This is a genomic window from Aeromonas sp. WP2-W18-CRE-05, from assembly GCF_014168615.1.
Lineage (GTDB): Bacteria > Pseudomonadota > Gammaproteobacteria > Enterobacterales > Aeromonadaceae > Aeromonas > Aeromonas caviae.
Window position 1 is genome coordinate 3,061,727 of record NZ_AP021917.1, and the last position, 25,741, is coordinate 3,087,467.

Annotated in this window: 19 protein-coding genes; all 19 read right to left on the reverse strand. The window is 61.7% G+C overall.

Annotation, left to right across the window (positions count from 1 at the left end):
- Nucleotides 1–6 precede the first annotated feature (6 nt).
- A complete protein-coding gene (gene tssI / locus H7R73_RS14280) occupies nucleotides 7–2,052 on the reverse strand; it encodes a type VI secretion system Vgr family protein (RefSeq protein WP_103259956.1) in 2,046 nt (681 codons plus the stop codon).
- Nucleotides 2,053–2,062: 10 nt separating this feature from the next.
- Nucleotides 2,063–2,350 carry a type VI secretion system PAAR protein gene (locus H7R73_RS14285; RefSeq protein ID WP_005300007.1) on the reverse strand — a complete coding sequence of 96 codons (288 nt, stop codon included), beginning with the start codon at nucleotides 2,348–2,350 and terminating at the stop codon, nucleotides 2,063–2,065.
- Nucleotides 2,351–2,607: 257 nt separating this feature from the next.
- Nucleotides 2,608–4,038, reverse strand: coding sequence for a VasL domain-containing protein (locus H7R73_RS14290; protein ID WP_103259955.1), 1,431 nt, complete (start codon nucleotides 4,036–4,038; stop codon nucleotides 2,608–2,610).
- A gap of 46 nt (nucleotides 4,039–4,084) precedes the next feature.
- Complete coding sequence (gene tssM, locus H7R73_RS14295) at nucleotides 4,085–7,570, reverse strand: type VI secretion system membrane subunit TssM (protein ID WP_103259954.1); 3,486 nt, start codon at nucleotides 7,568–7,570, stop codon at nucleotides 4,085–4,087.
- A gap of 41 nt (nucleotides 7,571–7,611) precedes the next feature.
- Nucleotides 7,612–9,057, reverse strand: coding sequence for a type VI secretion system protein TssA (tssA, locus tag H7R73_RS14300; protein WP_103259953.1), 1,446 nt, complete (start codon nucleotides 9,055–9,057; stop codon nucleotides 7,612–7,614).
- A gap of 8 nt (nucleotides 9,058–9,065) precedes the next feature.
- Complete coding sequence (gene vasI / locus H7R73_RS14305) at nucleotides 9,066–9,671, reverse strand: type VI secretion system-associated protein VasI (RefSeq protein WP_042015688.1); 606 nt, start codon at nucleotides 9,669–9,671, stop codon at nucleotides 9,066–9,068.
- Nucleotides 9,671–11,209 carry a sigma-54-dependent transcriptional regulator VasH gene (gene vasH / locus H7R73_RS14310; RefSeq protein ID WP_103259952.1) on the reverse strand — a complete coding sequence of 513 codons (1,539 nt, stop codon included), beginning with the start codon at nucleotides 11,207–11,209 and terminating at the stop codon, nucleotides 9,671–9,673. Before vasH ends, vasI begins: the two co-directional genes overlap by 1 nt.
- 2 nt (nucleotides 11,210–11,211) lie before the next feature.
- Entirely contained in the window at nucleotides 11,212–13,854 is a 2,643-nt protein-coding gene (tssH, locus tag H7R73_RS14315; RefSeq protein ID WP_103259951.1) for a type VI secretion system ATPase TssH, read from the reverse strand.
- A 20-nt stretch (nucleotides 13,855–13,874) separates the two neighbouring features.
- Nucleotides 13,875–14,654, reverse strand: coding sequence for a type IVB secretion system protein IcmH/DotU (icmH, locus tag H7R73_RS14320; RefSeq protein WP_010634228.1), 780 nt, complete (start codon nucleotides 14,652–14,654; stop codon nucleotides 13,875–13,877).
- Between the two features lie 22 nt (nucleotides 14,655–14,676).
- Nucleotides 14,677–16,011, reverse strand: a complete 1,335-nt coding sequence (gene tssK, locus H7R73_RS14325; protein ID WP_029301183.1) for a type VI secretion system baseplate subunit TssK — start codon at nucleotides 16,009–16,011, stop codon at nucleotides 14,677–14,679.
- A 2-nt stretch (nucleotides 16,012–16,013) separates the two neighbouring features.
- Nucleotides 16,014–16,529 (reverse strand): type VI secretion system lipoprotein TssJ, encoded by a 516-nt coding sequence (tssJ, locus tag H7R73_RS14330; RefSeq protein WP_041215374.1) that lies wholly within the window; start codon nucleotides 16,527–16,529, stop codon nucleotides 16,014–16,016.
- Complete coding sequence (gene tagH / locus H7R73_RS14335) at nucleotides 16,526–17,779, reverse strand: type VI secretion system-associated FHA domain protein TagH (protein ID WP_103259950.1); 1,254 nt, start codon at nucleotides 17,777–17,779, stop codon at nucleotides 16,526–16,528. Before tagH ends, tssJ begins: the two co-directional genes overlap by 4 nt.
- Nucleotides 17,780–17,835: 56 nt before the next feature.
- Nucleotides 17,836–18,834, reverse strand: coding sequence for a type VI secretion system baseplate subunit TssG (gene tssG / locus H7R73_RS14340; protein ID WP_103261119.1), 999 nt, complete (start codon nucleotides 18,832–18,834; stop codon nucleotides 17,836–17,838).
- Nucleotides 18,798–20,564 carry a type VI secretion system baseplate subunit TssF gene (tssF, locus tag H7R73_RS14345; RefSeq protein WP_103259949.1) on the reverse strand — a complete coding sequence of 589 codons (1,767 nt, stop codon included), beginning with the start codon at nucleotides 20,562–20,564 and terminating at the stop codon, nucleotides 18,798–18,800. The genes tssG and tssF overlap by 37 nt, the downstream gene beginning before the upstream one ends.
- A 3-nt stretch (nucleotides 20,565–20,567) precedes the next feature.
- A complete protein-coding gene (gene tssE / locus H7R73_RS14350; RefSeq protein WP_042015698.1) occupies nucleotides 20,568–20,999 on the reverse strand; it encodes a type VI secretion system baseplate subunit TssE in 432 nt (143 codons plus the stop codon).
- A gap of 6 nt (nucleotides 21,000–21,005) precedes the next feature.
- Nucleotides 21,006–22,484 (reverse strand): type VI secretion system contractile sheath large subunit, encoded by a 1,479-nt coding sequence (gene tssC / locus H7R73_RS14355; protein WP_042015701.1) that lies wholly within the window; start codon nucleotides 22,482–22,484, stop codon nucleotides 21,006–21,008.
- A 36-nt stretch (nucleotides 22,485–22,520) separates the two neighbouring features.
- Entirely contained in the window at nucleotides 22,521–23,024 is a 504-nt protein-coding gene (tssB, locus tag H7R73_RS14360) for a type VI secretion system contractile sheath small subunit (protein WP_041215379.1), read from the reverse strand.
- Between the two features lie 662 nt (nucleotides 23,025–23,686).
- Nucleotides 23,687–25,048 (reverse strand): tetratricopeptide repeat protein, encoded by a 1,362-nt coding sequence (locus H7R73_RS14365; protein ID WP_232092696.1) that lies wholly within the window; start codon nucleotides 25,046–25,048, stop codon nucleotides 23,687–23,689.
- 223 nt (nucleotides 25,049–25,271) lie between these two features.
- A complete protein-coding gene (locus H7R73_RS14370; RefSeq protein WP_103259947.1) occupies nucleotides 25,272–25,655 on the reverse strand; it encodes a hypothetical protein in 384 nt (127 codons plus the stop codon).
- Between the last annotated feature and the right edge of the window lie 86 nt (nucleotides 25,656–25,741).

Below are 25,741 nucleotides of genomic sequence, written 5' to 3' on the forward strand. Positions count from 1 at the left end.
GTTTCCTTATTCAGAAAAGAGGTAAAACGCGCCAGGCTTCTCTTCTTTCAAGAGCGCCTCCATCGCCTTCTCGGTGGGAATGGCCTTGATGAGTTCAACCAGTTCGGGAGCCTTGACCACTTCTACCCCCTTGGGAACCACGGGGGCCTTGCCACCCCAGCCAGAGCCTGAGCCTGCGCTGCCGCCGGCGTTGAGTTTGATGGCGGGGCCCACCAGCTTGATGCCGCTAGGATCCACTTTCACAAAGCTGCCGCCTCCCTTGAGGGTTATTTCAGAACCCGCCTCCAGCACCAGTTTGTCACCCACCTTGATATGCACTTCCTGACCGGCTTCCACCAGCAGGGACTGCCCCAGCTTTTGGTGCAGGCTGGCATCCACCGTCAGCGAGTAGTCGGCTTTTATCTGGTCGCGCTTCTCGCCCTCCACCGTCAGGTGGTCGTTGGCCTTGATGCGGGTCACCCGCTCATTGTCGATATCGGTGTGCAGGTCGTGCTTGATGTGCCAGGCGGCATCGTTCTCGATAAGCACGTTCAGGTCTTTCTGACCGTGGATGTAAATCTCTTCCTGCCCCGCCTGGTCTTCAAAGCGCAGCTCGTTGAAGCCTTCACCCTGGTGGGTTTCGGTGCGCAGCACGGTGCGGGTCTTGTTGGCCGGCAGCTCGTAGGGCGGCCGATTGGTGGCGTGGTAGGTGCGACCGGTCACGATGGGCTGGTCGGGGTCCCCCTCCAGGAACGAGACAATGACCTCGTGGCCGATGCGCGGGATGGCCATCATGCCGTACTGACCGCCGGCCCAGCCTTGGGAGACCCGCACCCAGCAGGAGCTCTGGTCGTTGGAGCTGCCGTAGCGGTCCCACGGGAATTGCAGCTTCACCCGGCCGTGCTCGTCGCAGTAAATCTCCTCACCGTCGGGGCCCACCACCATGGCAATTTGCGGGCCATCCACCATCGGCTTATGAGGGACTTCCGGGCTGCCGATGCGCGCTCGCCAGGTGGTGCTCGCTTTCACCACCCCAAATTCGTTGTGGTAGATGGTGGGGCCGCTGCCCCCCTCCTCTTCCAGCGCCTGGGGCTGCAAGCCGGTGTGCTGGATACGCACGATTTGCCAGTCGGTGTTGAGGCTGCCGTTGGGATGTTCAGTGAGCGAGAAGCTCTGCCCCGGCAGCAAGGCGGCGCAGTTGGACTTAGCCTGGCCCGCCACCGCGTCATTGCGCAGCGCATCCAGCCGATGTTGGGCAAACGCCTTACCGCTCGGGTCCGCTTTGTAGCGGCCCGGATAGTCGAAGTGCTGGTAGGTATCGCGCTGGTGTTCGAGCTCTGTGCCCTGCTTCTTGTGAGAGAGACCATAAGCGGGAGTCTTGAAGCTGTAGTCCTTGAGCTCTACATCCGAGGGGCGCACTGCCTCCCGATAGTGGAACTGGCGCACATAGGGCCCTTGTTCCAGCGAGCGGTTGCCGAGGTTGAAGAAGAGTTCGGGGCCAGCGGTCAGGGCGGCTGAGTCATCGGCAAAGACGATGCGGTGCTTGCCCTGCTCGAATTCGTGGAAGTAGAACATCCCCTCTTCGGCGGCGAGGCGATTCACGAAATCGAGGTCGGTTTCCCGATACTGGACGCAATACTCCCGCTTGGCGTGCTCATTCTTGAGCGCAAAGGCATAGTCGGTGATGCCATGCTCTTGCAAAAGAATACTGAGGATTTCATCGGGCTTCTGCGCCTGGAAGATGCGGGAATTCTGGCGAAGTGACAGCCGCCACAGGGCCGGCTGCACCATGAGTTGATAGCGGGTGCGGCGAAAGCCGCTATCCCCTTGCGCGAAGTCACTGACCACCCCGCACACCCGACGCTGCAGCTCGCCGTTGTACCACACCAGCAGCTCGCACGGCTGGTCCAACACGGCGCCAACGTCGATGTCGGGCTGAGCGCTTGCCAGCTCCAGGCGCAGGTTGAACGGCCGGTTGAGCGCTTCATCCAGCGCAAACTCGGCCACCACGAAGGTGCTCTCGGGCAGGGCCTCCACCTTGACGGTAAATTGTAATCCTGTGCTGTCTGCCATGAAGCGCTCCTTAACCTGCCTGTCCGCTGCCTGAACCAATCACCACGCCGCCGCAGCCGACGGCGGTGCCGGTCACGGCGATGGGTTTGCCGTTCACCAGCACAGAGCCGACGCCGCCCGAGATGCTGCGCGGATGAGGTGGATTGTTGGGTTTGTCGTGGGGAGCCAGCGGATCACCCTGCCGGGCCACCGGCTTGCCATCGAGGAACACATCGGGGCTGGCGGCAATCACGGGGGATGGGTGGAAACCCTCGTGGTCGGTGCCGATATCACCGAGCAATGCAATAGAAGGACACATCTGGATTCTCCGTGGGGCAACCATGGTGCAAGCGCAGCCTGGTGCAGAGACAGTTGGAACGGCGACCCAGCAGCCTCCATGCCATGGCAAAGTCGCCCACAATCACATTAAAAATCAGTCAATTACGATTCAATCTCGTTGAGCCTGACCAATCTGCTGCAATCCATTGCGCAAGACAGGGCAAGTTTCCCGTCAAACTTTGCCTTGCCAGTCAAACCCACCACGTCTTGCGCAATTTTTTGCTCATAGCAGCACGTTCAGCTACCGGAAGCGCCCTGCTGCAGCTGATAGAGGCGGATATTGAGCGCTTTCAGATCATTTTCCAGGCTCTTGAGCTCGGCAGCCGTGATGGGCTCCTGGGAGGCTTTTCTCGCCTCCAGTTCACCGAGGCGCAGACTGAACGGGATGTTCTGCATCAGGTTCTTCTGCACTTCGTAGAGCTGGGATTTGAGGTAGGAGATGGTCACCGTCTTGCGCTGGCGCTCCAGCTCCAGCAGCTGATCGAGCAGGGCATCCACCCCGGCGCGGGCATCCAGGTAGGTGGGCACGCTGATGACATCCCCCTGCTGGCCGCCAAGCTGCGCCTGCCACTGCTTGTCCATCGCCTTGACCGCCAACGAGTCGGGATAGAGCATCAAGAGCGAGTTGCGCAGCCCCTCGCCGTAGCGATACCAGTAGAGCGGCGACGTCTGCTCGAGCCGGGTCAACTGGTTCTGATAGCGGGCCACCAGATCGCTCTCCATGTTCTGCAGGGTCTGCTCCCCCAGCACGATGCGGGCCTGGCGAATGTCGTCATAGCTGAGGGCTCGGGGCAGCTCGGCGGCCGGCTGCACCAGACGCTGGGCCGCCACGGTTTTCTCCTGCTGATGTTGCTGCCAGCCGAGCCAGCCCATCACCGGCAGGGCACAGCTGAGCAGGCCGCACCCAAACCAGAACCAGGCGGGACGCTGCCTTCGGTGCTGCTCAATCTTCAGCACGGTGGGCTTGACCTGCCCCTTCTCGCGCCCCACCAGAATGCTGCCCTGGGGCAGGTGCGGGGTCGATGCCGAAACCGTGCCGCCGTGATCACTCTCCATGTCTGACTTGAAGAACACCATGGGCGGGATCTGCAGATCCTCCTTGAGGCCCGGCTCGTCGGAGACGATGACGATCTCGGTCTCATCGAACAGGTGGGTATACCCCTCGATGAAGTGCACCAGATTCTCGACCCGGGGAATGCGGCTCAGATCCGCGTTGTGCAGCTTCTCGCTGATGAGCTGCAGCGCCCGCTCGCAGCGATAGATCAGCCGCTTGTCCTCGTGGCTGATCTGGTACTGGCGAATGACGTCGCTGATGCGGGCAATGAACCAGTCGAGCATCTCGATGCGGGCCCGCTCCTGATGGACCGGCGGCCAGAAGCTCTCCCACTGGGTGACGATAAGGTTGGCGAGAAACTCGCACCCTTCGGTAAAACCGCTCAGCCCCTGCAGGCGCGAACGGGCCAGGGTGAAGTAGATGGCGGTCTGCAGATCCACCCCGTGTTTTTCGAAGATAAGGCTGGCAAGCTGATGGATCCGCTGCCAGTCCACCTCGGGGCGCGAAGCGTGGCTGAGCTTGTTGATCTCGGCCCGCAGCGCCTCGTACTCCGGCAACATCCTGGGGTCGCGCCCCACTTTCAGGGCCTGCTGACCTTGCTGATTCTGTGACATATGAACTTCCAACGCAGGAAGGGGGCACAACGTGCCCCCGACGCGATCAATAGAGGGATTCGGGCAGTCTGAACTGACTGAACAGGCCGCCGGTGAAGGGGTTTTGCGCGCTGTCGGTGTAGACGCGATAGGTCATGGCCCCCTGATCCACCGGGAAGCGCACATCGAAAGTGGCGTCATTGACCTGGGTCAGCTCCCCCTTGTCCATCAGGCGGAACATGGCCCAGGGGCCGACGAAGCCTTCGCTGCGCGGTGAGCGCTCGCGGGCGGCCGGCACCAGGGTGATCTTGCTCTCGGCCCCGTCGCGCATGGTGTTGGGCCACACCAACGGGATCTTGGTACGGCGGCCATGGGCGTACTCCAGCAGCTGGCCGTCCAGGTTCAGCACACTGCGCCGCTTGTTGGCGGTGAGCTCGATGGGCTCGAGGGCGAACTGTACCTCCAGGTTGCCCTGCTGACTGAAGAAGATCTGACGGATGCGGGCAGCACGGTCCAGTTGCTTCACCAGCTCGGCCTGGATGGGCGAGCTGAACTCCCCTTCCATCAGGCCGCTCTCCACCATGGGTTTGAGGTTGACCTGATAGAAGCTGTCCAGCGTCCCATTGGGTGCGAAGAAACGCTCCATCTCGGAGAGGGGCACGTCCTTGTTCGAGCTTGGATCAAACGGATAACGGCCGGCCAGCTGGCTGTTGAAGGGGGTCAGCACCTTGTCCTGCCACTCCTGGTTGAGGGAGGACATAGCCAGGTCGATCACCAGTCGCGAGCTCTGCTCGGAGAGCTGACCCACCCAGCGATCGAGCGGGGCCGGCAGACTGCGGGCATATTGCTGCAGGGCGAACACCGGATCGGCGTACTTGTTGGTCATGCGCAGCTGCACCGCTTTCAAGGCGGACTGGCCCGGCTCGGTGGCGTTGACGATGAGCTCGAGATAGTGCTGCAGCTCCACCAGCTTCTGGTTGACCTCCTGAATGAGCGGCCCCTGCTCACCACGTCCAGCCAATACTCCATTCGTGGCCATAAAGGGACGACCGATGCGGGCGCTGATGGCCTGGGCCGGGTCCCCTTCCACATCGGAGATCTTGCGAATGCGGGTGTTGTCATCCAGCGAGGCCAGCACCCGCTGGAACGGCTGATCGTTGCCGGTGATGGCGGCGAGCACGTCCAGCGCCTGCACCGGGCTCTCCAGGGTCTGCACGTCCAGATTGGTCAGCAGTTTTTGCCACTGGTTGACGTAATCGGTGACGTAACGGTCGTTGACCTGACGGGTGATCTCCTTGCGATCCGCCTCGCTCAGCTGGCTCAGCTTGCGCTGGCCCAGCACCCAGGCATCCATCGCGGTGAGATCGATGAGCGCCTTGTCCTGTTTCAGGAAGAAGTCGTTGAAACCGGGCCAGGTGAGCAGCCGCGGCACCTGGCCGGCGTTGTCGCTGCGCAGGGCAAACACTGTGTCGAAGGTGGGGCCCACCTCGTCACGGACGTTGAGATCCGGCGGCAACACATCACCGGCCTTCACCACCAGATTCTGGTAGACCCGCTGATACATGGGCAGCTTGCCGAGCTCGCGCTGGGCACCGTAAACCGGCTCCTTGAACGGCACGAAGGCGGTGATGGCGGCCTGATCCCGCTCGGCCCTGGCGCCATACCAGTTGGTGTGGTCGAGGGCATAGTCCAGGTGCCCCATCAGCTGCTCCTGCACCGCCCCCTGCCCCGGGAAGGCCTTCTGCCAGCGGCTCGCCATGTACTGCGCCACCAGCTCCTTGTTGCGACCGGACGCATCGTCCAGCATCCGCATCACCCGCAGGATGGCAAGCTTCTCCTCGCTGCCGGCAGGTGCCTGGTTGAGATCCTCAAGCAACCCCTGCATCTGGGCCGGCAGGAAGCGCAGGCTCAACAGTTGCAGGTAGGAGCCTTCCACATAAGGACCAATCTGGTCCCCCTGGTAGAGGCCGAGGTCCGCCACCAGCGGCATCCGCTCGCGGTAGTTGCCAAAGGAGAGGGTCGCCTCGCGAATGAGGTTGAGGCGCGGCAGCTGGCTCACCCCGAAGGCGTGGGCATCGGCCACCTCGTTGGTCTCCATGAAGGCCTGGGCCTTGGTCAATACGTTGCGGCCCGCCTCCTCGTTGACCCGGTAGAAGTAGTGCCAGCCACCGATGAGGGCGGCCGAGAAGAGCGACAGGCAGCTGAGGCCGATGGCCATGCGGCGCCGGCGATAGAGGGTGTGCAGCCGGTTTTCGCCAGCCAGATGGGCCTCCGGGAAGATGATGGAGGAGAAAAGCTGGCGCACGAAATAGGTGTTGGACTCCCCGCGCAGGGCCGAGTGGATGGGCTCTGGCAGGTTGTAGCGACGGGAGGCCGCCTGGGCAAACGCATCGAACGGCACCCCTTGCTGATAGACGGAGCTGACATAGACCCCGCGCACCAATAGTGGCTTGCTCTCCTCGATGGCCAGGGTCTCGGCCAGCAGGCTGGTCACGTAATCCTTGAGGCCCGCCAGCTGGCGCACGAACGAGAACAGCGCGTTGCGCTGGGCGGCATCGAGCCGGCTCAGCATCAGTTCGGGCAGATTCTGGTTGAGGTTGTCCACCCACTGATCCCAGAACAGGGCCAGATCCTGCTGCCAGTCGGCGCCCGGCTTGAAGGTCACCCCCAGCACGGCCTCCCGGGCCTCCTTGTCGAGCTGCTGGTAGATCACCTCAAAGCCGCGCAGCAGATCGAGCTTGGTGAAGGTGACATAGAGCGGCAACCGGGTATTCATGGTGGCCGACACCTCCTGCAGGCGTGAGCGCATCAGCTGGGCATAAGCCTTGCGCTCGGCCACGCTGGCGTGGGAGAGCCAGGCCAGATCCACGGTCAGCACCAGGCCGTTGAGGGGCTGGCGACGACGGTGTTCATTGAGCCAGCCAAGCAGATGCAGCCAGAGCCGCTCATGCTTGCGCGCCTGCGGATCCAGTTCGGCTTCGCTCTGGGAGAGCAGCACACCGGCGGGATCCAGCATCACCGCCTGTTCCCCCAGCCAGCAATCCACCAGCTGATCCTGCGCCACGTCCCGCAGCTCGGTATCGAGTCTCGGGTTGAGCTTGTTGGCCGGGTTGGCGCGGTGAATGAGGCTGCTCTTGCCGCTGCCGGGCAGGCCCAGTACCAGATACCAGGGCATGGCGTAGAGCGCCCCCTTGCCCAGATGGGTATTCAACGCCTGCAGCCAGCGATCGAGGAACAGCGCCTGCCTGTCGATGAGCCCCTTGACCGGATCCTGCTCCAGCACCACCTCGTGCTGGCGCTCGGCCTTGAGCTGCTGCATCTTGCGCCACACCCGCCAGGAGACCACTCCCAGCAGCAGCCAGAGCCAGAGCAGGGTGAACACCACCCGCCCCCACAGCGGCGCGAACGGCTTGGCGCCGCGCAGCTCGAGACGAGGGGCCAGCCACCACACCAGGATGAGAGCGAGCACCCAGAGCACAGCACCGAGCAGGGGCCAGGAGGGTTTCAATTTCGGCAGCTGTTGCCGCAGAAAAGTAAAAATGGTTTTGAACATAAAATGTGATCCAACTCCGACTCAATGACTCATTTCGGCACTCATTTCGACAACGGCGCCGCCAGGCTCTCCAGGCGGTTGACCAGCCCGGGCTCCCAGTGCGACAACCCAAGGCGACTGGCCTCTTGCCACAAGTGTTGATAGTGCTGGCGCGCAAGCGCCTCCATGCCTTCCTGCGCCAACAGCTCCGCCTGCACCAGCAAGGCGTGGAAGCGATCTCTTGGCTCTTTCAACTGCGCAATCCGCTCATCGAGCAGGGCAAGTGCCGCCGCGACCCCCTGCTCGCCGTGGCGCTGGGCTACCTCCTCGGCCAGCCCCGCCTCGCCACTGCCGGCACTGCCGCCCTTGGCCGGTTGCAGCCAGCAGCTGCACTCGGGGGAGAGAAACGGCGAGCCGTCGCTAAAAGCGAGGTCCCGCAGGGCCGGCAGACGCTGCAGAAAAGCGCCGAGCTCCTCGGCGATCGCCTGGGCCACCGCCCCAAAGCCGAGCTTCTGGGCCACCTCGGCCGAGAGCCTGTGTCCTTCAAACCAGTAAGGCGCCAGGGTCAGGCTCTGCTCGATGCGCTGCCAGAGCCCCTGATCAGGGGCGTTCATGGCGGCGCGGTACTCGTCCACCATGTCCGCCGACATGGGTGCCAGCGGGGTTTTATTGCCCGCCCCGCTCATGGGGACCGCCGTGATCCCGGCCCAGACGGCGTGACGGCGCAGCCGATAGCCAACCGCGGCATCAGGCTGACGCTCGATCAGGAGCTCCGCCACCTTGAGCTGGGTCTGGCGCCAAGCGCGATCGTTGGAACTGTCGATGTCGACGCCGGCACTGCTGCCACCGCCGCTGAGCACCATGGCGCCGGCACCGCTGGCGGTCGACGCCACCGAGGCCGGGGAGCCCGCTGCCGCCGCACCGCTGCTCTGGGGCTGCCCGGCGGCATTGGCCTCGGCCTGTGCCACCTGCTGGCGCTGGGCCCGCTTCAGACCCATCACCAGCGGGTCGAGCAGCTCCCCCTTGTCGGGACACTGGGCCAGCCAGACCCGCTCCAGTTGCTCTGCCTGGGCCAGCAGTTGGGCCAGCTCGGCCGCCGAGGCGCTCTCGCAAATGCGCGGCAGGGCCCCTTCAAAGCGCCTGACGATCTGCACCATCAGCCGCTGTTTCTGGCTGGCATTGCCGGGCCAGGCCAGCAGCCAGTAAGCCTGGATCCAGGCCTCCAGCAGGCTGATCGCCGCCCCCAGCGGGGTCGCCTTGGCCGGGTGCTGCAGGCAGCGCAGCAGCTGGGCCAGCACCCGCATGTCCTTGGTGCGGCTCTCCAGCAAGCCGAGGCAGGCCTCGGCTACCGCATTGAGATCCACCTGGCTGTGAGCGAGGGATCCCAGCTTGACCAGCTCGGTCTCCACGTAGTCCCAGCGCGGCTCGTCAGCCAGCACCGCGCCTCTTATCTGTTCATCCGGCAGGCTGGTGAGCAGGCGTGCACACCAGGGGTGTTGATAGCTCATCGTCCCCCCTACCAGCGGCACTGCTGACGCAGCGGTGCCAGCGCCTCTTTCAGGCCGCTCAAGTCAACCCGCAAGAGGGCGCCGTTGTCGGCCCGCACCTGCAGCTCGCGATGGCCCAGCCAGCGCTTGAGCTCCTCGATGGCGGGCAGACCGCGGCCATATTCCAGCAACAGACCCTGATCCCGGATAAACCAGCTCTGGGAGCCGGCACTCGGCTGACCATCCAGCTCGACCTGCACTTTCTCGCCACTCCAGGGCTGATCCAGCCGCAGCCGGATATGGGTGATGCTGTCGACGCAGCCGATGGAGAGGGTCGCCCCGCGCAGTGCCGGGCGGGTCAGGGTTTCACTGCCACGGCCAGCGTCGCTCTGCAGCAGGAAGGGGGCGCTCGCTGGCGTGCGGGCCTGCTCCTGAGCCCAGATGGCCTGCCAGGCCGCCGACTTGGGGGCAGTTCCCTCGGCGACACTGGCCGCGCCATTGCCGATGGCGTCGTAGCAGGCGAGCCGCACCAGCGGTGAGGGTTCCTGCCGGCAGACCTGCCAGCGCGCCATGTCCAGCGGGACCTCGGCCGCACTGGTGGCCAGCAGCAGCGGTAACAAGCCGAGGATGCTCATCAGTTCACCTCCAGTTTCTGGCACTTGTGATCCAGGGTGCGCTTGGGAATGTTGAGGCTCTCGGCCACCAGCATCCGATTGCCCTGGAAGTGGCGCAGCCGCGCCTCGATGACCGAGGCCTCGTACTGCTGCATGGCCCGGCGCAGATCGCGGATGTGGTTGTAATCGTCCATGGTGCTGGGCAACTCGACGCAGACCCGCTCGCGCAGCTCCGGCGGCAGCGCCTCCAGCACCACCTCTTCCCCGTGACGGGTATGGGCACAGGCCACCTCCAGCAGGTTGCGCAGCTCGCGCACGTTGCCGGGAAAGTCATAGGTCTGCAGCTGTTTCAAGAACTTGCGCTGTAAGCCGGCGAGCGTCTTGCCATCCTGGGCGGCAAACTGGGCCATGAAGTGCTGACAGAGCAGCGGCACGTCATCCATGTGCTCGCGCAGGGGGGCGATCAGCAGCAGGCACTGACAGAGGCGGTGATAGAGGTCCGCCCGAAACTGCCCCTCCTCCACATGGCGGGTGAGCGGCTGATGGGTAGCGGCGATGAGGCGAAAATCGGAGTGATACTCCTGCTCGGCCCCAAGCGGCCGGTAACTGCGGGTTTCCAGCACCCGCAGCAGCTTGGCCTGCATGGCGGCGGGCATGTCCCCCACCTCGTCCAGAAACAGGGTGCCGCCGTTGGCCTGGGCCACCAGCCCGGTCTTGTTGGCAAGGGCGCCGGAGAAGGCTCCTTTCTGGTAACCGAACAGCTCGCTCTCGATGAGGTTCTCCGGAATGGCGGCGCAGTTGATGGCCACAAAGGGCTTGTTGGCGCGATCGGAACACTGGTGCACCAGCCGGGCCACCACCTCCTTGCCACTGCCGGTTTCCCCCTGGATCAGCACGGTCAGCTTGTGTTGGCCGGCTTGGCTTATCTGCTCGCGCAGCCCGCGGATCACCGCCGACTGGCCGACCAGCTGATCGCCGAGCAGCTTCTCGTGTTGACGCAGCCGCTCCCCCTCCCCCTTTATCTGGCGCAGGGAGTCGCGCAGTACACCCTGATCCCGCCGGCTGCGACCGAGATCGCGAATGAGGGTGAGCTGGTTGCAAAAGACCTGGGAGAGCTGGGCCAGCTCGGGGCCGTCGGCCCAGGCCCGCAGCACCTCCCCTTCATCCATCAGGGCCAGCACGGCAAACGGCTTGCCGTTGCCATCCAGCAGCGGATACGCGTGCAGCCCGCACTGCTGGCCAAGGTTGGCCAGCAGTGCGCGAAAGCCGGCGTGCTCGATGCGGGCACCGCCGTAGAGGGAGTCCCAGGTGCGGGACTGGGCCTTGTGCAGCACATAGGCAAGGGGGTGGGAAAAATCGTCCACCGCCAGCCCCAGCGCCACCTCCTTCCCCCTGACCCAGCCTTGGCACTCCAGCTGACGGCCGCTCACATCCAGCATGCCGAGCAGCAGCCCCTTGGGCTGGAAGCTGGCATGAAGGGTCGAGCTCCACCAGTGGCACAGGTGCAGCTCATCGCGCTGAGCGGTGAGGGCCAGGGCAAATGCGAGGGCTTGCTCCATACTCAAGCCCCCACCTCGGCCACGAACTGGTGATCGGCCACGGAAAAGTGGACGCGCTTGATGGGGTCACCGGCCGAGAGGCGCTGCAGCAGTTGCAGGGAGACCGGCGGCAGCAGGGCGCCGTCGATGACGGATTCGAGCATGCGGGCGCCGTTCTCGCTGCGATTGGCCCGCAGCAGGATCTCCTCGGCCACCTCGTCGTCCAGCACCACCTCGGCGCCAAAGCGCTCCTTGAGCAGCTTGACCAGCCGGTTGAGCTTGCCGCCCACAATCTGTACTAGCGTGTCGTGACCCAGCGGCAGATAGGGGATCACCTCCATGCGCGCCAGCAGGGCCGGTTTGAAGAAAGCGGCGAGCTCCGGATAGAGGGCATCGAGCAGCACGTCGGGCTGCTCGGCATGGTCGACGATGGTCTGGAAACCGAGGTTGGAAGTGAGGAAGAAGACCACGTTCTTGCAGTCGATGATGCGCCCTTCCCCATCCGCCAGCTCGCCCTTGTCGAACGCCTGATAGAAGAGGTTGAGCACATCCGGGTGCGCTTTTTCCACTTCATCCAGCAGCACCACCGAGTAGGGCTTCTGGCGAATGGCTTCTGTCAGCACGCCCCCCTCGCCGAAACCGACGTAGCCGGGCGGCGAGCCGATCAGGCGGGAGACGGTGTGCTTCTCCTGATACTCGGACATGTTGATGGTGGTCAGGTACTGGCGACCACCGAACATCAGCTCGGCAATCTGCAGCACGGTTTCAGTCTTGCCGACCCCGCTCGGGCCCACCAGCAGGAAGGCCCCCAGCGGACGGCCGGGACGACGCAGATCGGCGCGGGCGGTGAGCAGGTGCTTGTGCAGGTGGGCCACCGCCACATCCTGCCCCTTGATGAGCTCGCCGAGATACTCCGGCAGACGGGTCACCACATCGAGCTCCCCCTGGGAGATGCGATTGAGGGGCACCCCAGTCCACTCGGCGATGACGGCGGCAATCTGGGTCTTGTCGACGTGGGCGGAGACCAGCACTTCTCCTTGCTGCAGCTCGGCCAGCTCGCGCTCGAGGGTAGCCAGCTGCTCGGCAGCGGCCTGCGGATCGAGGGGCGCATCGGCGAGATCCAGCGCCTCTCTGGCCAGCATCTCATCCTGCTGATCGGCCAAGAGAGCTGCGCGCAGCTCGACAATCTGGTGCACCAACCCTTGCTGTTGCTGCCACCGGGCCTCCTGCTCGGCCAGCTCTTCACGGCAAGCCTGCTGGGCCGCCTGCAACTCGGCCAGGCGCTCTGCGTTGTCACCAAGACCAATCAGGCTCTGGCGCTCCAGCTGGCGGATCTCCAGCTCGCGCTGGCGCAGCGCATTTTGCAGGTGGCTGACCGCGCGCGGCGGCGTGGTGAGGTTGATGGCCACCCGGGCACAGGCGGTATCGAGCACGTCAATCGCCTTGTCCGGCAGCTGACGGCCGGAGATGTAACGGGCGGAGAGCTGGGCGGCAGCCTGCAGCGCCTCCTCATCGATCAGCACCCCGTGGGCCTTCTCGTAGATGCTGCGCAGGCCGCGCAGGATCACGGTGGCCTCGTCGGCATCGGGTTCACCGACCTTCACCAGCTGGAAGCGGCGCGACAGGGCCGCGTCTTTTTCCACGTATTTCTTGTACTCGCCCCAGGTGGTGGCGGCGATGGTGCGCAGCTCGCCCCGGGCCAGCGCCGGCTTGATGAGGTTTGAAACATCCAGTCCGCCGGCCTGGTTGCCGGCCCCGATCAGGGTGTGCGCCTCGTCGATGAACAGGATGACCGGTTGCACGGCGTCCTTGACCTCCTGCATCACCCCCTTGAAGCGCTTCTCGAACTCCCCCTTGACCGAGGCGCCGGCCTGCATGGCACCCAGATCCAGGGTCATCAGCTCGACCCCGCGCAGCTTTTCGGGCACCTGGCCCGCCACCATGCGCAGAGCCAGCCCCTCGATGAGGGCGCTCTTGCCGACACCGGCCTCCCCCACGACTATGGGGTTGTTCTTGCGACGACGGGAGAGGATGTCGATCATCAGATCGATCTCGTGATCCCGGCAGAGCACGGGATCCAGGCTGCCCTGGCGGGCCTGTTCAGTCACATTGACGGTAAAGCGGGCCAGCAGACTGGCATCGGCCGGCAGCGAGGCCTGGGCCGTCTTGCCGCCGGGGGTAGTGGTGACTTGTGTCTCGGCAGACTCCTTGACCCACTCGTCAAACTGCTGGCGCAGCAGCTCGCGATTGACCTTGGCGAGCAGGCGGGTCACCGAGCCCGGCAAATAGCGCTGGGGGGTCATCAGCAGCACCAGCAGCATGACGCCGCTGCGCAGCTGGGCGTGTTGCAGCTCGGCAGAGGCGAGCAGCCAGCTGTCTTGCAGCCACTCCACCAGCATGGGCGAGAAGGAGGGGTAACCCTGGCCATAGCTGCCGTCGGCAGCGGACGGTTGCAGCAGGGTCTTGAGCTCTTCCACCTCCACCTCGGCCACCTTCAGGATCTGGCGCACGTCGCTCAGCGGGGTCTCCAGCATCTTGAGCAGCAGGTGCTCGATGCGGATCTCAGCTCCCTGGTGATTGACACAGAGGGCCGCGGCCTCCTCCAGCATGTGACGGCAGATGGGGTTGAGTCTTTCCACCAGTACCGGTAGCTCTATACGAATCAAGGCGTGCTCTCCTTAGGTATTTATTTTAATAATTCGCCCAGTTGACGCAGTACGTCCTGGGTCTGGTTATTGAGTTGGTGGTGATAGAGGCCAAAGATCAGCGCCAGGATCAGCGCGCCGCCCATGAACAGGCTGCGCAGGGAGACCTGCTTGCGCAGCTGGTAGCGGGAGGCCTGCTGGCCCAGATCGAGGTGAAACACGCTGGGCGCCTCGCCACCGGCCTCGGGGGCCAACTGCTTGTGCAGCTGGCGCACGATGCGCTCGAACTCCCCTTGTCCCTTGCTCATCACCTTGTAACGCCCCTCGAAACCGAGGCACAGACAGAGGTAGATGAACTCCAGAATGTCGCGATAACGCACCGGGTCTTCCTGCAGGCGGGCCAGCAGCACGAACACCTTCTCGCCGCCCCAGGTCTCGTTGTGAAAGCGGGTCAGCAGGGAGTGCTCGGACCATTCGCTCTGGCTGCCCCAGTCGCGGCCCATCACGGCCTCGTCGATGAAGGTGCAGAGGATGTAGCGAAACGACAGCACCACCCCGTTCTCGTAGCCCTGGGCCATCAGCTCCTGTTCGATCGCCTGGATCTCGGTCACCACCCGCTGGTAGAGCTCGGGCACCCGGTCGTAACGGGACAGCAGGCGCACCCGCTGCACCAGCCCCAGCAAGGGGGTCACCGCATCGATCATCGGGTTGATGCTCTGGCCGCGCAGGCGGAACCAGTAGTCCGAATCCATGTCCAGCTGCTCGGCATGATCGAACAGCAGGTCGCTGAGTTGCTCGTTCTTGATAATGTCCGTGGTCATCTCTGCTTATTCCTTGGTGCGATCACTGGCTGCGAATGGCCCAGAGCTGCATGTCGAGCTCGGGGAAGTCGCCGGCGATGTGGAAGGCAAGGGTGTTGCCCACCGCCAGCATCTGCCAGGCCGGGCTCTGCCGGTCGAGCTGGAAGTAGCTGTAACCGGCGTGGTAGGGCAGCTGGCGCGGCGCCACCGGCAGCGGCAGCAGCGGAATGCCGGGCAGTTGCAGGCTGATGAGCTCGCGGATCTTGTCGCTGGAGGCCACCTTGGTCTGCTGCAGCAGCTGTTTGCGCAGCTGCTCCTGCGGCATGCGGGCACGCACCGCCAGCACGAAGTCGGCACTTGTCATCAGCTCGCTCTCGTTGACCATGGCCACCATGATGCCGTACTGGTGCTTGCGCAGCTGGATGGAGACGGCGCGCGGCGACAGCACTGTGCTGAGCGCCTGGCGCAGGGCCAGCATCACCGGCTCGAAGCTCACCTGCTGATCGTCGTGGCGATAGGCGGGGAACTCGGGCGGCAGGCGGGACTCGTCGGTAAAGGTCATCAGCTCGCCGCACAGCTGCACCAGCGCCTCATGCAGCCGCTCGGGGTGCAGGGTGCCAAGGCGCGCCAGATGGGAGAGCTGGGGCTGGGCCCGGTTGAGCAGTTGCAGCATCATGAACTCGGCCACGTCGGCCACCCCCTGCTGACCCGGCGCGGCGATGCGCTGGGAGAGGCTGCGGGCCCGCTCGGCCACGAGGCCGGCCGACTCGCCGAGGAAGCGCTTGAGGGTCGGGATGGCGGAGACGCTGATGCTGCAGGGCATGAAGTTGGGATCCAGCACCAGGCCGCCATCCGGACGCTTGTCCAGAATGCGGGCAATCGCCAAAGAGGCATAAGCACTGCGATCTTCCCGCTCCAGCATCAGCCGCAGGCTGACCCGCCCCACTTCGAGGGAGACCACGTCCCCCCCTTCGCTGTGCAGATCGCGCACGTCGTGGCGATGGGCCTGCAACCGGGTGGCCACCTGACCGCCCTGATTGACCTCGTTGACGCCGCTCACCGAGAGCGGCAGCGCCAGATAGACCTTCTGGTTGGCCACCGAGGCGTCGGTGACTTCCAGCGGGGTCGGTAGCACGTCGTCATTGGGGATGTTGAATACGGTACCGTCCGGCAGGATGCCGGTGGCCCCCACCAGGGCGATGCGACCAAACCCCAGGTAGTCCTCGTTGATGGCGAGCGACTGCAAGCCATAGAAATAGTCGGACAGCGCGCTCAGGCGAGCGTGCAGCGCGTAATCCGAATGTCTTTGTTGTTGCTGGAAGTGCTGGGGCTTGATGAACAGCCCCTCACGCCAGATAACCCGATTTCGACTCGACATGGTTATTCTTCTTCTTTTTGCAGTTCCACTTCATCCAGGCGCAGGTGCACCAGGATTTGATAAGCCGTTCCCTTGCTCTTGATCTTGATGACCTTGCGCCACTCGGCGCTGTCGGGGTCGGCGTAGCGTGCGATCACCCCGATGTAACGGGTCTTCTCGTCGAGCTTGATGGGGGGCAGGTATTTGAACTGGCCCGGCAGCAGGGTGTAGTCCTGATGGTCCAGGTAGTTCTTGCCAAGGGCCTTCTCCACGTCCGCAGTCACCTGGTCATAGTCGGTGGCGAGCAGCTTGGAATCTTCCGCCAGCAGCACCACCTGAAACTCGATGGGCGCCGCCTCCCCGCTCTCGTTGGGGTTGACGTCAGGCTCCGCCAGCAGACTCAGCCCCAGGGTAGAGGGCTGATCATTGTTGCTGCCCACCTGGATATCCGGGTTCATGGCCACATCGGCCATCTTGCCCATGGTGGTACAACCTGCCAGGGCCAGCAGCGCGGCGCCCAGCATCAGCGCTCGTATCATCCAATCAGTCCCTGTTGCTGACGCACGGCCTGGTCATAGGCCTGGGCATACACCTGGTGGAACAGCTTGTCGAACCCCTGCTGACGGGCGGAGGTGAGCTCGCGGTAGTAGTGCTGGTACATGTCCCAGGCCCAGCCTTCGTCGGCCGTGCCCGGTGCACCGCTGCGGCGGTATTGCTCGAAGCGCCCCAGCAGCGCCTGCGGCGAAAACGCCTGCAGGATGCTGTCAAGCGCCGCGCCGATGGCCTGCTGGTTCGCCACATGGTGGATGCGCACGTTGTGCAGGCTCTCGGCCACCGCCGCCGGCGCACTCAGGTGGACCGGGCTCTTCTGCTCGGCAAATAGCACCGCCAGGGTCTCGTCATAATCAAGGCCCAGGCGCAGCGGGTTGTCCTCGATGGGACGCAGGTGCTTGTCCGCCAGCGCCGCCTGTTCGTTTTGCAACTGCAGCAGCCCCTCCACCATGGCTCGCACCGTCTTGCCCATCTCTTCGAGCATGTCGTGGGCCTGCTGGGTGTCCTGCAATTGCAAGGGTTGACCTAGGCCACGCATCAGCGGGGTCAGGGCGACGTGATCGACGCCGTCCAGCGACAGCTGATAATCGGGATGGTTCTCGATGGCGGGCATATCCAGAAATTCTTGGTTCATGGTGTTCTCGACAGCAGAAAAAGGGGCAAGAGGGGGGGCGTCCACATCCGGTTGTGAACGCAGTGAAGCCTGCAGGCGACCGTCCGCCAGCGGGCCATCCATCAACGGATTGGGCGCCCTGCGCTCCTGCTGCAATGCCAGCAAGGGATCGGCCGCCAGGGTGCGCGGATCGTCTGCGGGCGCAACGGGCTCATCGCTGGTCAGCCACTCGTCAAGCTGCTCGGTGGGGCGGTTGCCCAGCACCTGTTGCAGGCTCTGCTCGGGGGTGATGGCCCCCAGGTAGGCGCGCAGCCGGAACGGGCCGACCACGAGCTCGTCCCCCTGCTCCAGATGCACCTTGCGGGCCCGCCCGATGGGCGAGGTGGCACCGTTGATATAGGTCTGGCCGCTCAGATCGCACAGGCAGAAGCGACCGTCGTTGAGCTCGATGCGGGCGTGGGCGGGCATGACGGCCCCCAGCCTGTCGCGCAGCTGCCAGTCATCCTGTTCGGAGGCCCCCAGGGTCCCCCCCATCTCGTCGAAGCGGTACTGCACCTGCTGGCTGCCATCGAGCTGTTCGCTGTTGAGCACCACCAGGGAAAGTTGCTGGTTAAAATCGTCCACAGTTACTCCTGCACTGATTCCTGTAGTTAAATTTTCTGCGCTGCTGATCTCTGCACTTATTCCTGCACGCAGATGGTCACGAACGGATCACTCGGCGGCTGGCCGAGAAAGGTACTCCACCCCAGGCGGGCACTCTGCTCTTCACCGAGCCTCAGTCCCCTCGCCTGCTCCTGGCCGAAACCCAGGCGCAGATCCCAGGCCAGCTGATCGCGCAGGATGAAGGAGACGAAGGTCACCAAAGCCTGGAAGTGCTCCCCGTTCGGCAGAAAGCCGAGAAACTGGCCAAAGCTCAGGTTGTTGATCTTCAACAAGAACTTGCCGGCACAGTCATTCACCTTGTCACCGATGACAAAATCGCTCCCCAAGGTGGCGCAGGCGCCGCCGAGGCGATTTTGCTGATCCTCATGAATAGGCACCTTGCGCCACTGCCAGGCGCTCACCTGCACGTCGGCCAGATCGAAGCAGTGGGCCACCAGACCGGCCACCACCTCGGGGGAGCGGCTGGGGCTGGCCAGCATGCCCGCATAAGAGAGCATCTTGGCCCGGTTGACCGGCAGGCTCTGGCAGACCGACTCATTGCCGAGCCCCACCAGGGCGAACATCAGGCGGGAGAAACCATCCTCGCCGTTGTCCTGAAACCGCACGTGGTAGCGATACTTGCGCCAGATCCGGTGCAGCAGGGTCAGCAGACGGTGGTGGAAGAAGTCCAGAAACAGGCCGAGCTTCTGCTCCCCCTGGGCGTACTCCCACGCCAACGAATCGAGGTAATAACCGGGCATCGGCGACTGGCTGCCGTGCAGGCCGAGGAAGGCCACCTCCAGCTCGTGGCGCCCCTGCCCGTCCCGGCCAATCTGCAGCACGTCGCTGGTGGGAAACCCCAAGGAGGCGGTCGCCTTGAAGCGGATGTTCTCGTCACCGGGGAGGTAGTCGAGCCCTCGCTCCTGATCGGCGCCATCGAGCCGGTTGAGCAGCTCAACCAGCTGGAAGAAGTTGAAACGGGGCGCCTCCCGGGCGGCGCTCACATCAGGGAGTGCTGACCGATCTGGACTGGCCATTGGTAGCGCTCCTTGTTGTCGAGATTGACCACCTCAAGCAGGTGGAAGGCGTTGACGCTGGCATAGAGCGAGAAGAAGTGGGCCAGCACGGTACTGAACAGATAGAGCTCCCCTTCGCTGCCAAAGGCGGACTGGCGGATGGAGAGCACCGACTTGAGCCCCCGCACCGGCATGCCGCGCACCAGCCGGTCCACCGGACTGGTTTCGATCTCCTCGATCCCCGCCAGCCGCTTGCGCGAGGCCTGCTCCGCCTGCTTGTCGTGCAGCGCCGGAAAATCGTAGGTGCGCAGCACCTGCACCAGGGCATCGCGGCGCAGCAGGGAGACATAGTTGAGCGACAGGTTGGATATCAGCGTCCAGTGCAGACTGCCGTCCAGGGCCGGGCGCAGCGGCCGAGTCGGCCGGATCAGGTTGCGAAAGGTGGCAAACGAGGGCGAGCTGCCGGTGGGTACGCAGACGCTGCCCACCTTGAGGCGGGCGGCGCGGGAGCGGTTGGTGCAGGTGAGCGTCACCGAAATGGATTCATCCAGTTCGACCGTTGTGGTTTCATCCCCACGCACGAACGAGAGGCTGTGTTCGAAACCATCCCCGCTCACCGCCTCCTTGACCCGCACCCGGTAGTAGAGCGCCAGCCGCTGCTTGGCCCGCTCGATCTGGTGCTGAAAGCTCTCGAATGGCTGATAGATGCGCGGCGTGCCGCGGGAGCGACCGAGGTTCCCCTCGACCCAGCCTTCCACTTGATCCACCGAGAAGATCTCGAAGCTGTCGGCGTGGCGATAACTTGCCTTGAGGGGATACTCCGCCTGACGGCCATTGAGGTTGACCGGCTCGCTGTCGTGCTGGAACAGGTTGATGGCCGGCACGCAGTTGAGCATGAAGGAGTCGGGACGGATCTTGAGCTCCGCCGGCAACGGCCGATCGAAGCAGAAGTGCACCTTGAATTCGTTCACCGGCAACGGCTGCTTGGGCCAGTCGCCACCGGAGAGATCAAAGAAGAGAAAGCTTTCCGGGAAGCAGAAGTACTCCTGCAGGATCCGGTAGCCGGAATAGACGTTGTTCGGGTAGGGCAAGAGCGCATCGCCGCGCTCGAAGCCGACCGGTTTGAGGGCCTTGGCCTCCTGGCGAAAGCGCTTGCCGTCGATCTCCAGCTCGATATGGGAGAGCTGGTTGGAGAGCCAGAAGTAGAGCTCATAGGCGGTGTAGCTGTCACCACCAAGGAAGAAGCGCAGCTTGTCCAGCTGCAGCTCGCTAAGCGGCAGAGGGGCATGCAGGGCGATATCCAGCGAGATGGTGGAGAGGTCGTTACCGCTCTGGGCGGCGATGTGGCGGATATCGGCCGGATAGACCCAGGTATCGTGACAGGTCTGGAAATGACAGGTCACCTCGTCCAGGGGCAGACTGTCGAGCTGACAACCTTGACTGACCAGCGCCGGCTGGGCGATGGCCCCCGGAATGACCGAAAACTGCATGATGGTCATGCTGGGCACGGGACGCAGGTAGTTGGGCCAGAGCATGTTGAGCAGACCATGGGTCAGCTCGGGAAACTCATCCTCAATCTTGGCGCGCAGGTTGCCCGTGAGAAAGGCGAACCCCTCCAGCAGGCGCTCCACGTCCGGATCGGTGTTCTGCTCCGACAGAAAGCGGGTGAGCTCGGGATAGGCGTCGGCAAATTCGCGCCCTTGCAGGCGCAAAAAAGCCAGCTCATCCCTGAAGTAATGTTCCAGCGACATTGATCAGACCATGCGGTAGTGACGGTGACTGTCCATGTGGACGTTGAACGAGGTAACTTGCTCGAGCTGCTCCAGCCGCACGTGGGCCGTCACCTGAAACGTCATCTCAAGCGGGCTCGCCTGATAGTCGGGTGAACGGACTTCCACATGCACGATCCGCGGCTCATAGCGGCGGATGCATTGCCGGATCGCCTCCCGGATCCGCCCCTTGATGTCGGCACTCCCCTGGGTGGCGTCATTGAGATCGATGACGCCAAGTTCGGGGGCACTGCGACAGTTGCCGGGACGGGTGTTGAGGATCTGATCGAGCTGCCGTTTGACAGAGTCCACCAGTTCATCCACTTCCGAACGGGGGGAGGAGCCAAGCCCCTCCCCCCGGATGCGATCAAACAGACTGGCCGCATTGCCTCTATCCCAGGATGAGAGATGCGGCATCGGGCTTTATTCCTTGTCCAGACGACCTACCAGAGAGAGCTCGAAGCTCGCTCCCATGTACTTGAAGTGCGGGCGCACGGCCATGGCGACCTGATACCAGCCCGGCTCCCCTTCCACGTCCAGCACCTTGATCTGGGCGGCACGCAGGGGACGACGGCTGCGCACGTCCGCAGGGGGGTTCTCCTGGTCGGCCACGAACTGACGGATCCAGTTGTTGAGTTCCCGTTCCAGATCCTGGCGTTCCTTCCAGGAACCGATCTGCTCGCGCTGCAGCACTTTGATGTAGTGGGCCAGGCGGTTGATGATGAACATGTAGGGCAGCTGGGTACCCAGCTTGTAGTTGGTCTCCGCTTCCTTGCCTTCCTTGGTGTTCGGGAACACCTTGGGCTTTTGCACCGAGTTGGCGGAGAAGAAGGCGGCGTTGTCGCTGTCCTTGCGCATGGTCAGGGTGATGAAGCCCTCTTCCGACAGCTCGTATTCACGACGATCCGTGATGAGCACTTCGGTCGGGATCTTCGCCTGCAACTGACCCATGGCCTCATAGACGTGCACCGGCAGGTCGTGAATGGCGCCACCACTCTGCGGACCAATGATGTTCGGGCACCAGCGGTACTTGGCGAAACTGTCGGTCAGGGAGGTGCCCATCAGATAGGCGGTGTTGCCCCACAGGTAGTGATCATGGTTCGAGCTGATCTCTTCCTGATAGTTGAAGCCCTTGATGGGGTTTTCGGTCGGATCATAGGGCAGACGCGCCAGGAAGCGCGGTGCAGTCAGACCCAGATAGCGGGCATCTTCCGACTCGCGCAGGGAGCGCCACTTGGTGTAGGCCGGCCCTTCGAATACCGATTTCAGGTCCTTGATGGAGGGCAGATCGGTGAAGCTGTCGACCCCGAAGAAGGCGGGGGCGACGGAAGAGATGAAGGGGGCATGGGCCATGGCGCCCACTGCACTGACATACTGCATCAGCTTGATGTCAGGGGAGCTGTGGGTGAAGGCGTAGTCACCAATCACGGCGCCGACCGGCTGTCCGCCAAACTGGCCATAACCGCTGGAATAGACGTGCTTGTAGAGGCCGGACTGGGTGATTTCAGGAGAAAATTCAAAATCTTCCAGCAGCTCTTCCTTAGTGGCGTGCAGCACCTGGATCTTGATGTTCTCGCGAAAATCGGTGCGATCCACCAGGAGCTTCAGGGAGCGCCAGGAGGACTCCAGCTCTTGCAGCTCCTTGGCGTGCAGGATGACGTCCATCTGCTTGCCGAGCTTCTTGTCGAGCTCGACGATCATGCTGTCCACCAGCGCCTTGTTCACCGGCTCTGTGGTGGTGCCGCTGTCCAGAATGTTGGCAATCAGGGCTGCAACGCCCTGCTTGGCGACGCTATAACCCTCATCCACCGGGGTGATGCGGGCCTGCGCCATGATTTCGTCCAGCAGGGACGAGGAGGCTGCACTCGCCCCCGCTTGAACCTGTTCTTCGACCAGAGACATAATTTTTCCTTATAAGTCAGTCAATTAATCTGCTGATCACTCGGCAGGCTTAATCAAATCCAGCTCCTTGAGCAATTGCTCGCGAGCGTCGTCACTGGACAGCAGATCCTGCAGACGGTTGCGGAAGGCGGGGATATTGCCAAGCGGCCCCTTCAGGGCAACCAGCGCCTCACGCAGCTCTAGCAGCTTGCGCAGCTCGGGCACTTGCTGGGCAACGCTGTCAGGGGTGAAGTCTTCCAGGGACTGGATTTTGATCGACACGGGCAACTCGTCCTGGCTGTTCTCCTCCAGGCGGTTGGGAACCGAAAAATTCAGCTCCAGTGCAGATTCTTTCATGACGGAAGAAAAATTATTCTTGTCGATAGAGACGGTCTGACGCTCCTCGATGGGGGTTTCTTCAGAGCGCCCTTTCATATTTCCGACCACCATCATGGTCAACGGAAGCTCTATTTCCGCCTGTTGGCCACCGGTTGCCGGCACATATTTGATATTGATACGTTCTTTGGGCGCAACAGTGGCGCCATCAATCCCTTTTCCCATGCTCTAGATACCAAGTTGAGGATCCATGAAGACCCAAAAGCTTATAGCCAATGCTTTTGTCGGCAACTGTAAAAAATGACAGTTGACGTGCTCAGGACGAAAATGAACAAAAAAGCACCAACCAACCACGCCTTTTCGATATATTCCAGGAGAGAGCCTGGATATCCAAAAGGCAGCATTCAGCTTGTTATTCAATACAATCCGATTACGTCTCTACTCTTCGTTAGAGATCATATCTGGCTTAAGAGCCATTTGTAGCGAATGGTATATTTTTGATGATGATAACGTCAACGACAAATATATATGCAAATGTATCAAAATGAAAATAAATGCACAAATATCAATAAAAACAACGAGATAGAATCAACCCATCAAAATGTAAACTTGAGACAAGAAGTGTAGGAAAGTTGTATTTAGTGAAGAGTTAAATAGGAAAAATCTGATTTTAAATCTTCATGACCTCTCATGATAAGCCATAACCCGTGCTCACTTTCCGAACACAAAAAGAGATTTTTCTGACAACATCCGATGTTATTTTTGTCAAAAAAACCGCCAGGATGTATTATCAAGGCGGTATTGGATGGCGATAATAAGTGGGAAATGGCTTTATCCACTCACTGTTATTTTTATCACTATGTCTCATTCATGTTATGGGAATGACATCATATGTCCTCTGACGTCTGCCCCATTTCACCGTGTTTATCCAGTCTGATGAACCAGTGCTGCGCCAGTTTTTGACCGGCACTTTTTTCTTGTGCCGTCATGCCTTTTTCAAGTTCACGGCTGGCGGCGGTTGCATCAATATTGCCATCCGTTGCGGCCAATAAATACCATGCATAAGCATGCAATCTATTGCGGGGGGCTCCCCATCCCTGCTCACGCATGATGCCCATGCGATATTGTGCTTGCCGATGATTGGCGTTTGCTGCTGCCCGATACTGTTTCATGGCTTCGGTATAATCAGCCTCACCACCCTGCCCCAGTCGCAGCATCTCGCCGTAGGCATATCGAGCCTCGACATTGCCCTGCGAGGCCGCCAGAGAGAGGCTCTTGCGCGCAGCTTTCAACTCCCCCCGTTCCTGTTGCAGGGTCGCCAGTTCAAGCTGGGCCTGACTCACACCCCCCGCAGCAGCCAGGTTCAGCCAGTGCTCCCGTGCGGTGATATCGCTTTGCTGCAGGCTCAATTGATATTCGGCTTCATGGGAACCATTGCCTGCCGCCATCTCCAGCCAATAACGGCCAAGCGCCAGATCCTGGGCAACCAGATCCCCCCTCAGATAGCCCTGCCCCAACCACAGCTGGGCAGGAGCAGCCCCTGCATTGGCGGCGCGCTGATAGAGGCTGAATGCCTCTTCAGAGGGCGCCTTGCTCGCCAGTACCAGCAAAGCGTCCGGCTGTTGCTGGGCTGCGGCTTTCTCATACCAGCGCAGGGCAAGATCGGCGCGCTTGATCACCCCTTTCCCTTGCTCATAGCGAGCGCCAAGCTGGAATTGTGCATCACGATTACCCTGTTCAGCGGCTTTCTCCAGCCACTTGACGGCCTCTTCATCGGCCCCCGCCTGACCTGCATACCACTGCCCCAGAACCAGTTGGGCATTTCCATGATCCCGCTTGGCGGCCTGCTCGAACCAGTCGAGGCACTCACTGGTAAGCTTGCCCTTGTGCCGTTGCCGGCACTCCTGACCCAGTTGATAGCTGGCCTCCGCATTGCCCAACTTGGCGGAGCGCTGCCACCACTGCCTGGCCAGTACAGGATTTTTGGGCTCTCCCAACCCCGCCTGATACCAACTTCCCACCTGTAGTGCAGCCTTGCCCCGAATATCGGCATCTGCCGCCATGGGGCCCGTCTGCTCGACCACCTGCTTCATCCAGCGCATCGCCTCAGGATAATCCGGCTTGGCCGCCAGACGGTTGGCCAGCTCATATTGCGCCTTGCCCTGGCCCTGCTGGGCGGCTTGGGAGAGTTCAGACTCGGTGAGTCGTGTAGTTGTAGAACATGCAATAAGCAAACTAGCTAATAACATCGATAGTAAAGCTCGATATACCATCTATAACACCCGCAGTTTTAAACAAGAGGATAATAAGAAATTTAGTAGAGACACCCAAAATACCAAAAGCACATAATAAAAAACACTCAACTATAATCTAGATAAAATTAAACGTATCACAGCAAAAGATTTGCCAAGCCTGATTTAGGGCATTCCTTTTTTATCAAAGATGCATAATGTTGAACATGGTAGTCAAAAGTTATACCATCAATATATTCTTTTGAAATACTGTGGCAAGCATGACCTGGTAAAAAAAGTCATCTTCTATTTTATATGGATAACAATCCACATCATATATGGAGCAATAGATGTAGCAAGCACTAGCGGTAAATTGAAAGAAATCTTCTTTACTATCTTTATCTAGCGTGCCGATAAACGCATTCATTCCTTTCGTAAGATCTTCTAGTGATAGAATCCCCCGTTCAATATAGGTTAGAAGACGCCCAGTTGAACGATAATGGCCATGCTCTCCCCAATCTCGGTCCATAATCAAGAATCCCTCATTTCCTCTAAAGAAATTCCATGGTTTTGTTTTGAACTCTGATATGAACTCAATTTCACTATATGGCTTCATTATTGCCATCTCATCGTTTCATCAAAATAACTAAGCAGATTTTCGATATATCTGTACAGATCTAGTTATCACCTGACACCGGCCTCAAACCGGTG

What these genes read in the sequence shown, in the direction of transcription:
- tssI (WP_103259956.1), bottom strand. Translation starts at nt 2,052, where the DNA reads ATGGCAGACAGCACAGGATTACAATTTACCGTCAAGGTGGAGGCCCTG.
- H7R73_RS14285 (WP_005300007.1), bottom strand. Translation starts at nt 2,350, where the DNA reads ATGTGTCCTTCTATTGCATTGCTCGGTGATATCGGCACCGACCACGAG.
- H7R73_RS14290 (WP_103259955.1), bottom strand. Translation starts at nt 4,038, where the DNA reads ATGTCACAGAATCAGCAAGGTCAGCAGGCCCTGAAAGTGGGGCGCGAC.
- tssM (WP_103259954.1), bottom strand. Translation starts at nt 7,570, where the DNA reads ATGTTCAAAACCATTTTTACTTTTCTGCGGCAACAGCTGCCGAAATTG.
- tssA (WP_103259953.1), bottom strand. Translation starts at nt 9,057, where the DNA reads ATGAGCTATCAACACCCCTGGTGTGCACGCCTGCTCACCAGCCTGCCG.
- vasI (WP_042015688.1), bottom strand. Translation starts at nt 9,671, where the DNA reads ATGAGCATCCTCGGCTTGTTACCGCTGCTGCTGGCCACCAGTGCGGCC.
- vasH (WP_103259952.1), bottom strand. Translation starts at nt 11,209, where the DNA reads ATGGAGCAAGCCCTCGCATTTGCCCTGGCCCTCACCGCTCAGCGCGAT.
- icmH (WP_010634228.1), bottom strand. Translation starts at nt 14,654, where the DNA reads ATGACCACGGACATTATCAAGAACGAGCAACTCAGCGACCTGCTGTTC.
- tssK (WP_029301183.1), bottom strand. Translation starts at nt 16,011, where the DNA reads ATGTCGAGTCGAAATCGGGTTATCTGGCGTGAGGGGCTGTTCATCAAG.
- tssJ (WP_041215374.1), bottom strand. Translation starts at nt 16,529, where the DNA reads ATGATACGAGCGCTGATGCTGGGCGCCGCGCTGCTGGCCCTGGCAGGT.
- tssG (WP_103261119.1), bottom strand. Translation starts at nt 18,834, where the DNA reads ATGGCCAGTCCAGATCGGTCAGCACTCCCTGATGTGAGCGCCGCCCGG.
- tssF (WP_103259949.1), bottom strand. Translation starts at nt 20,564, where the DNA reads ATGTCGCTGGAACATTACTTCAGGGATGAGCTGGCTTTTTTGCGCCTG.
- tssE (WP_042015698.1), bottom strand. Translation starts at nt 20,999, where the DNA reads ATGCCGCATCTCTCATCCTGGGATAGAGGCAATGCGGCCAGTCTGTTT.
- tssC (WP_042015701.1), bottom strand. Translation starts at nt 22,484, where the DNA reads ATGTCTCTGGTCGAAGAACAGGTTCAAGCGGGGGCGAGTGCAGCCTCC.
- tssB (WP_041215379.1), bottom strand. Translation starts at nt 23,024, where the DNA reads ATGGGAAAAGGGATTGATGGCGCCACTGTTGCGCCCAAAGAACGTATC.
- H7R73_RS14365 (WP_232092696.1), bottom strand. Translation starts at nt 25,048, where the DNA reads ATGTTATTAGCTAGTTTGCTTATTGCATGTTCTACAACTACACGACTC.
- H7R73_RS14370 (WP_103259947.1), bottom strand. Translation starts at nt 25,655, where the DNA reads ATGGCAATAATGAAGCCATATAGTGAAATTGAGTTCATATCAGAGTTC.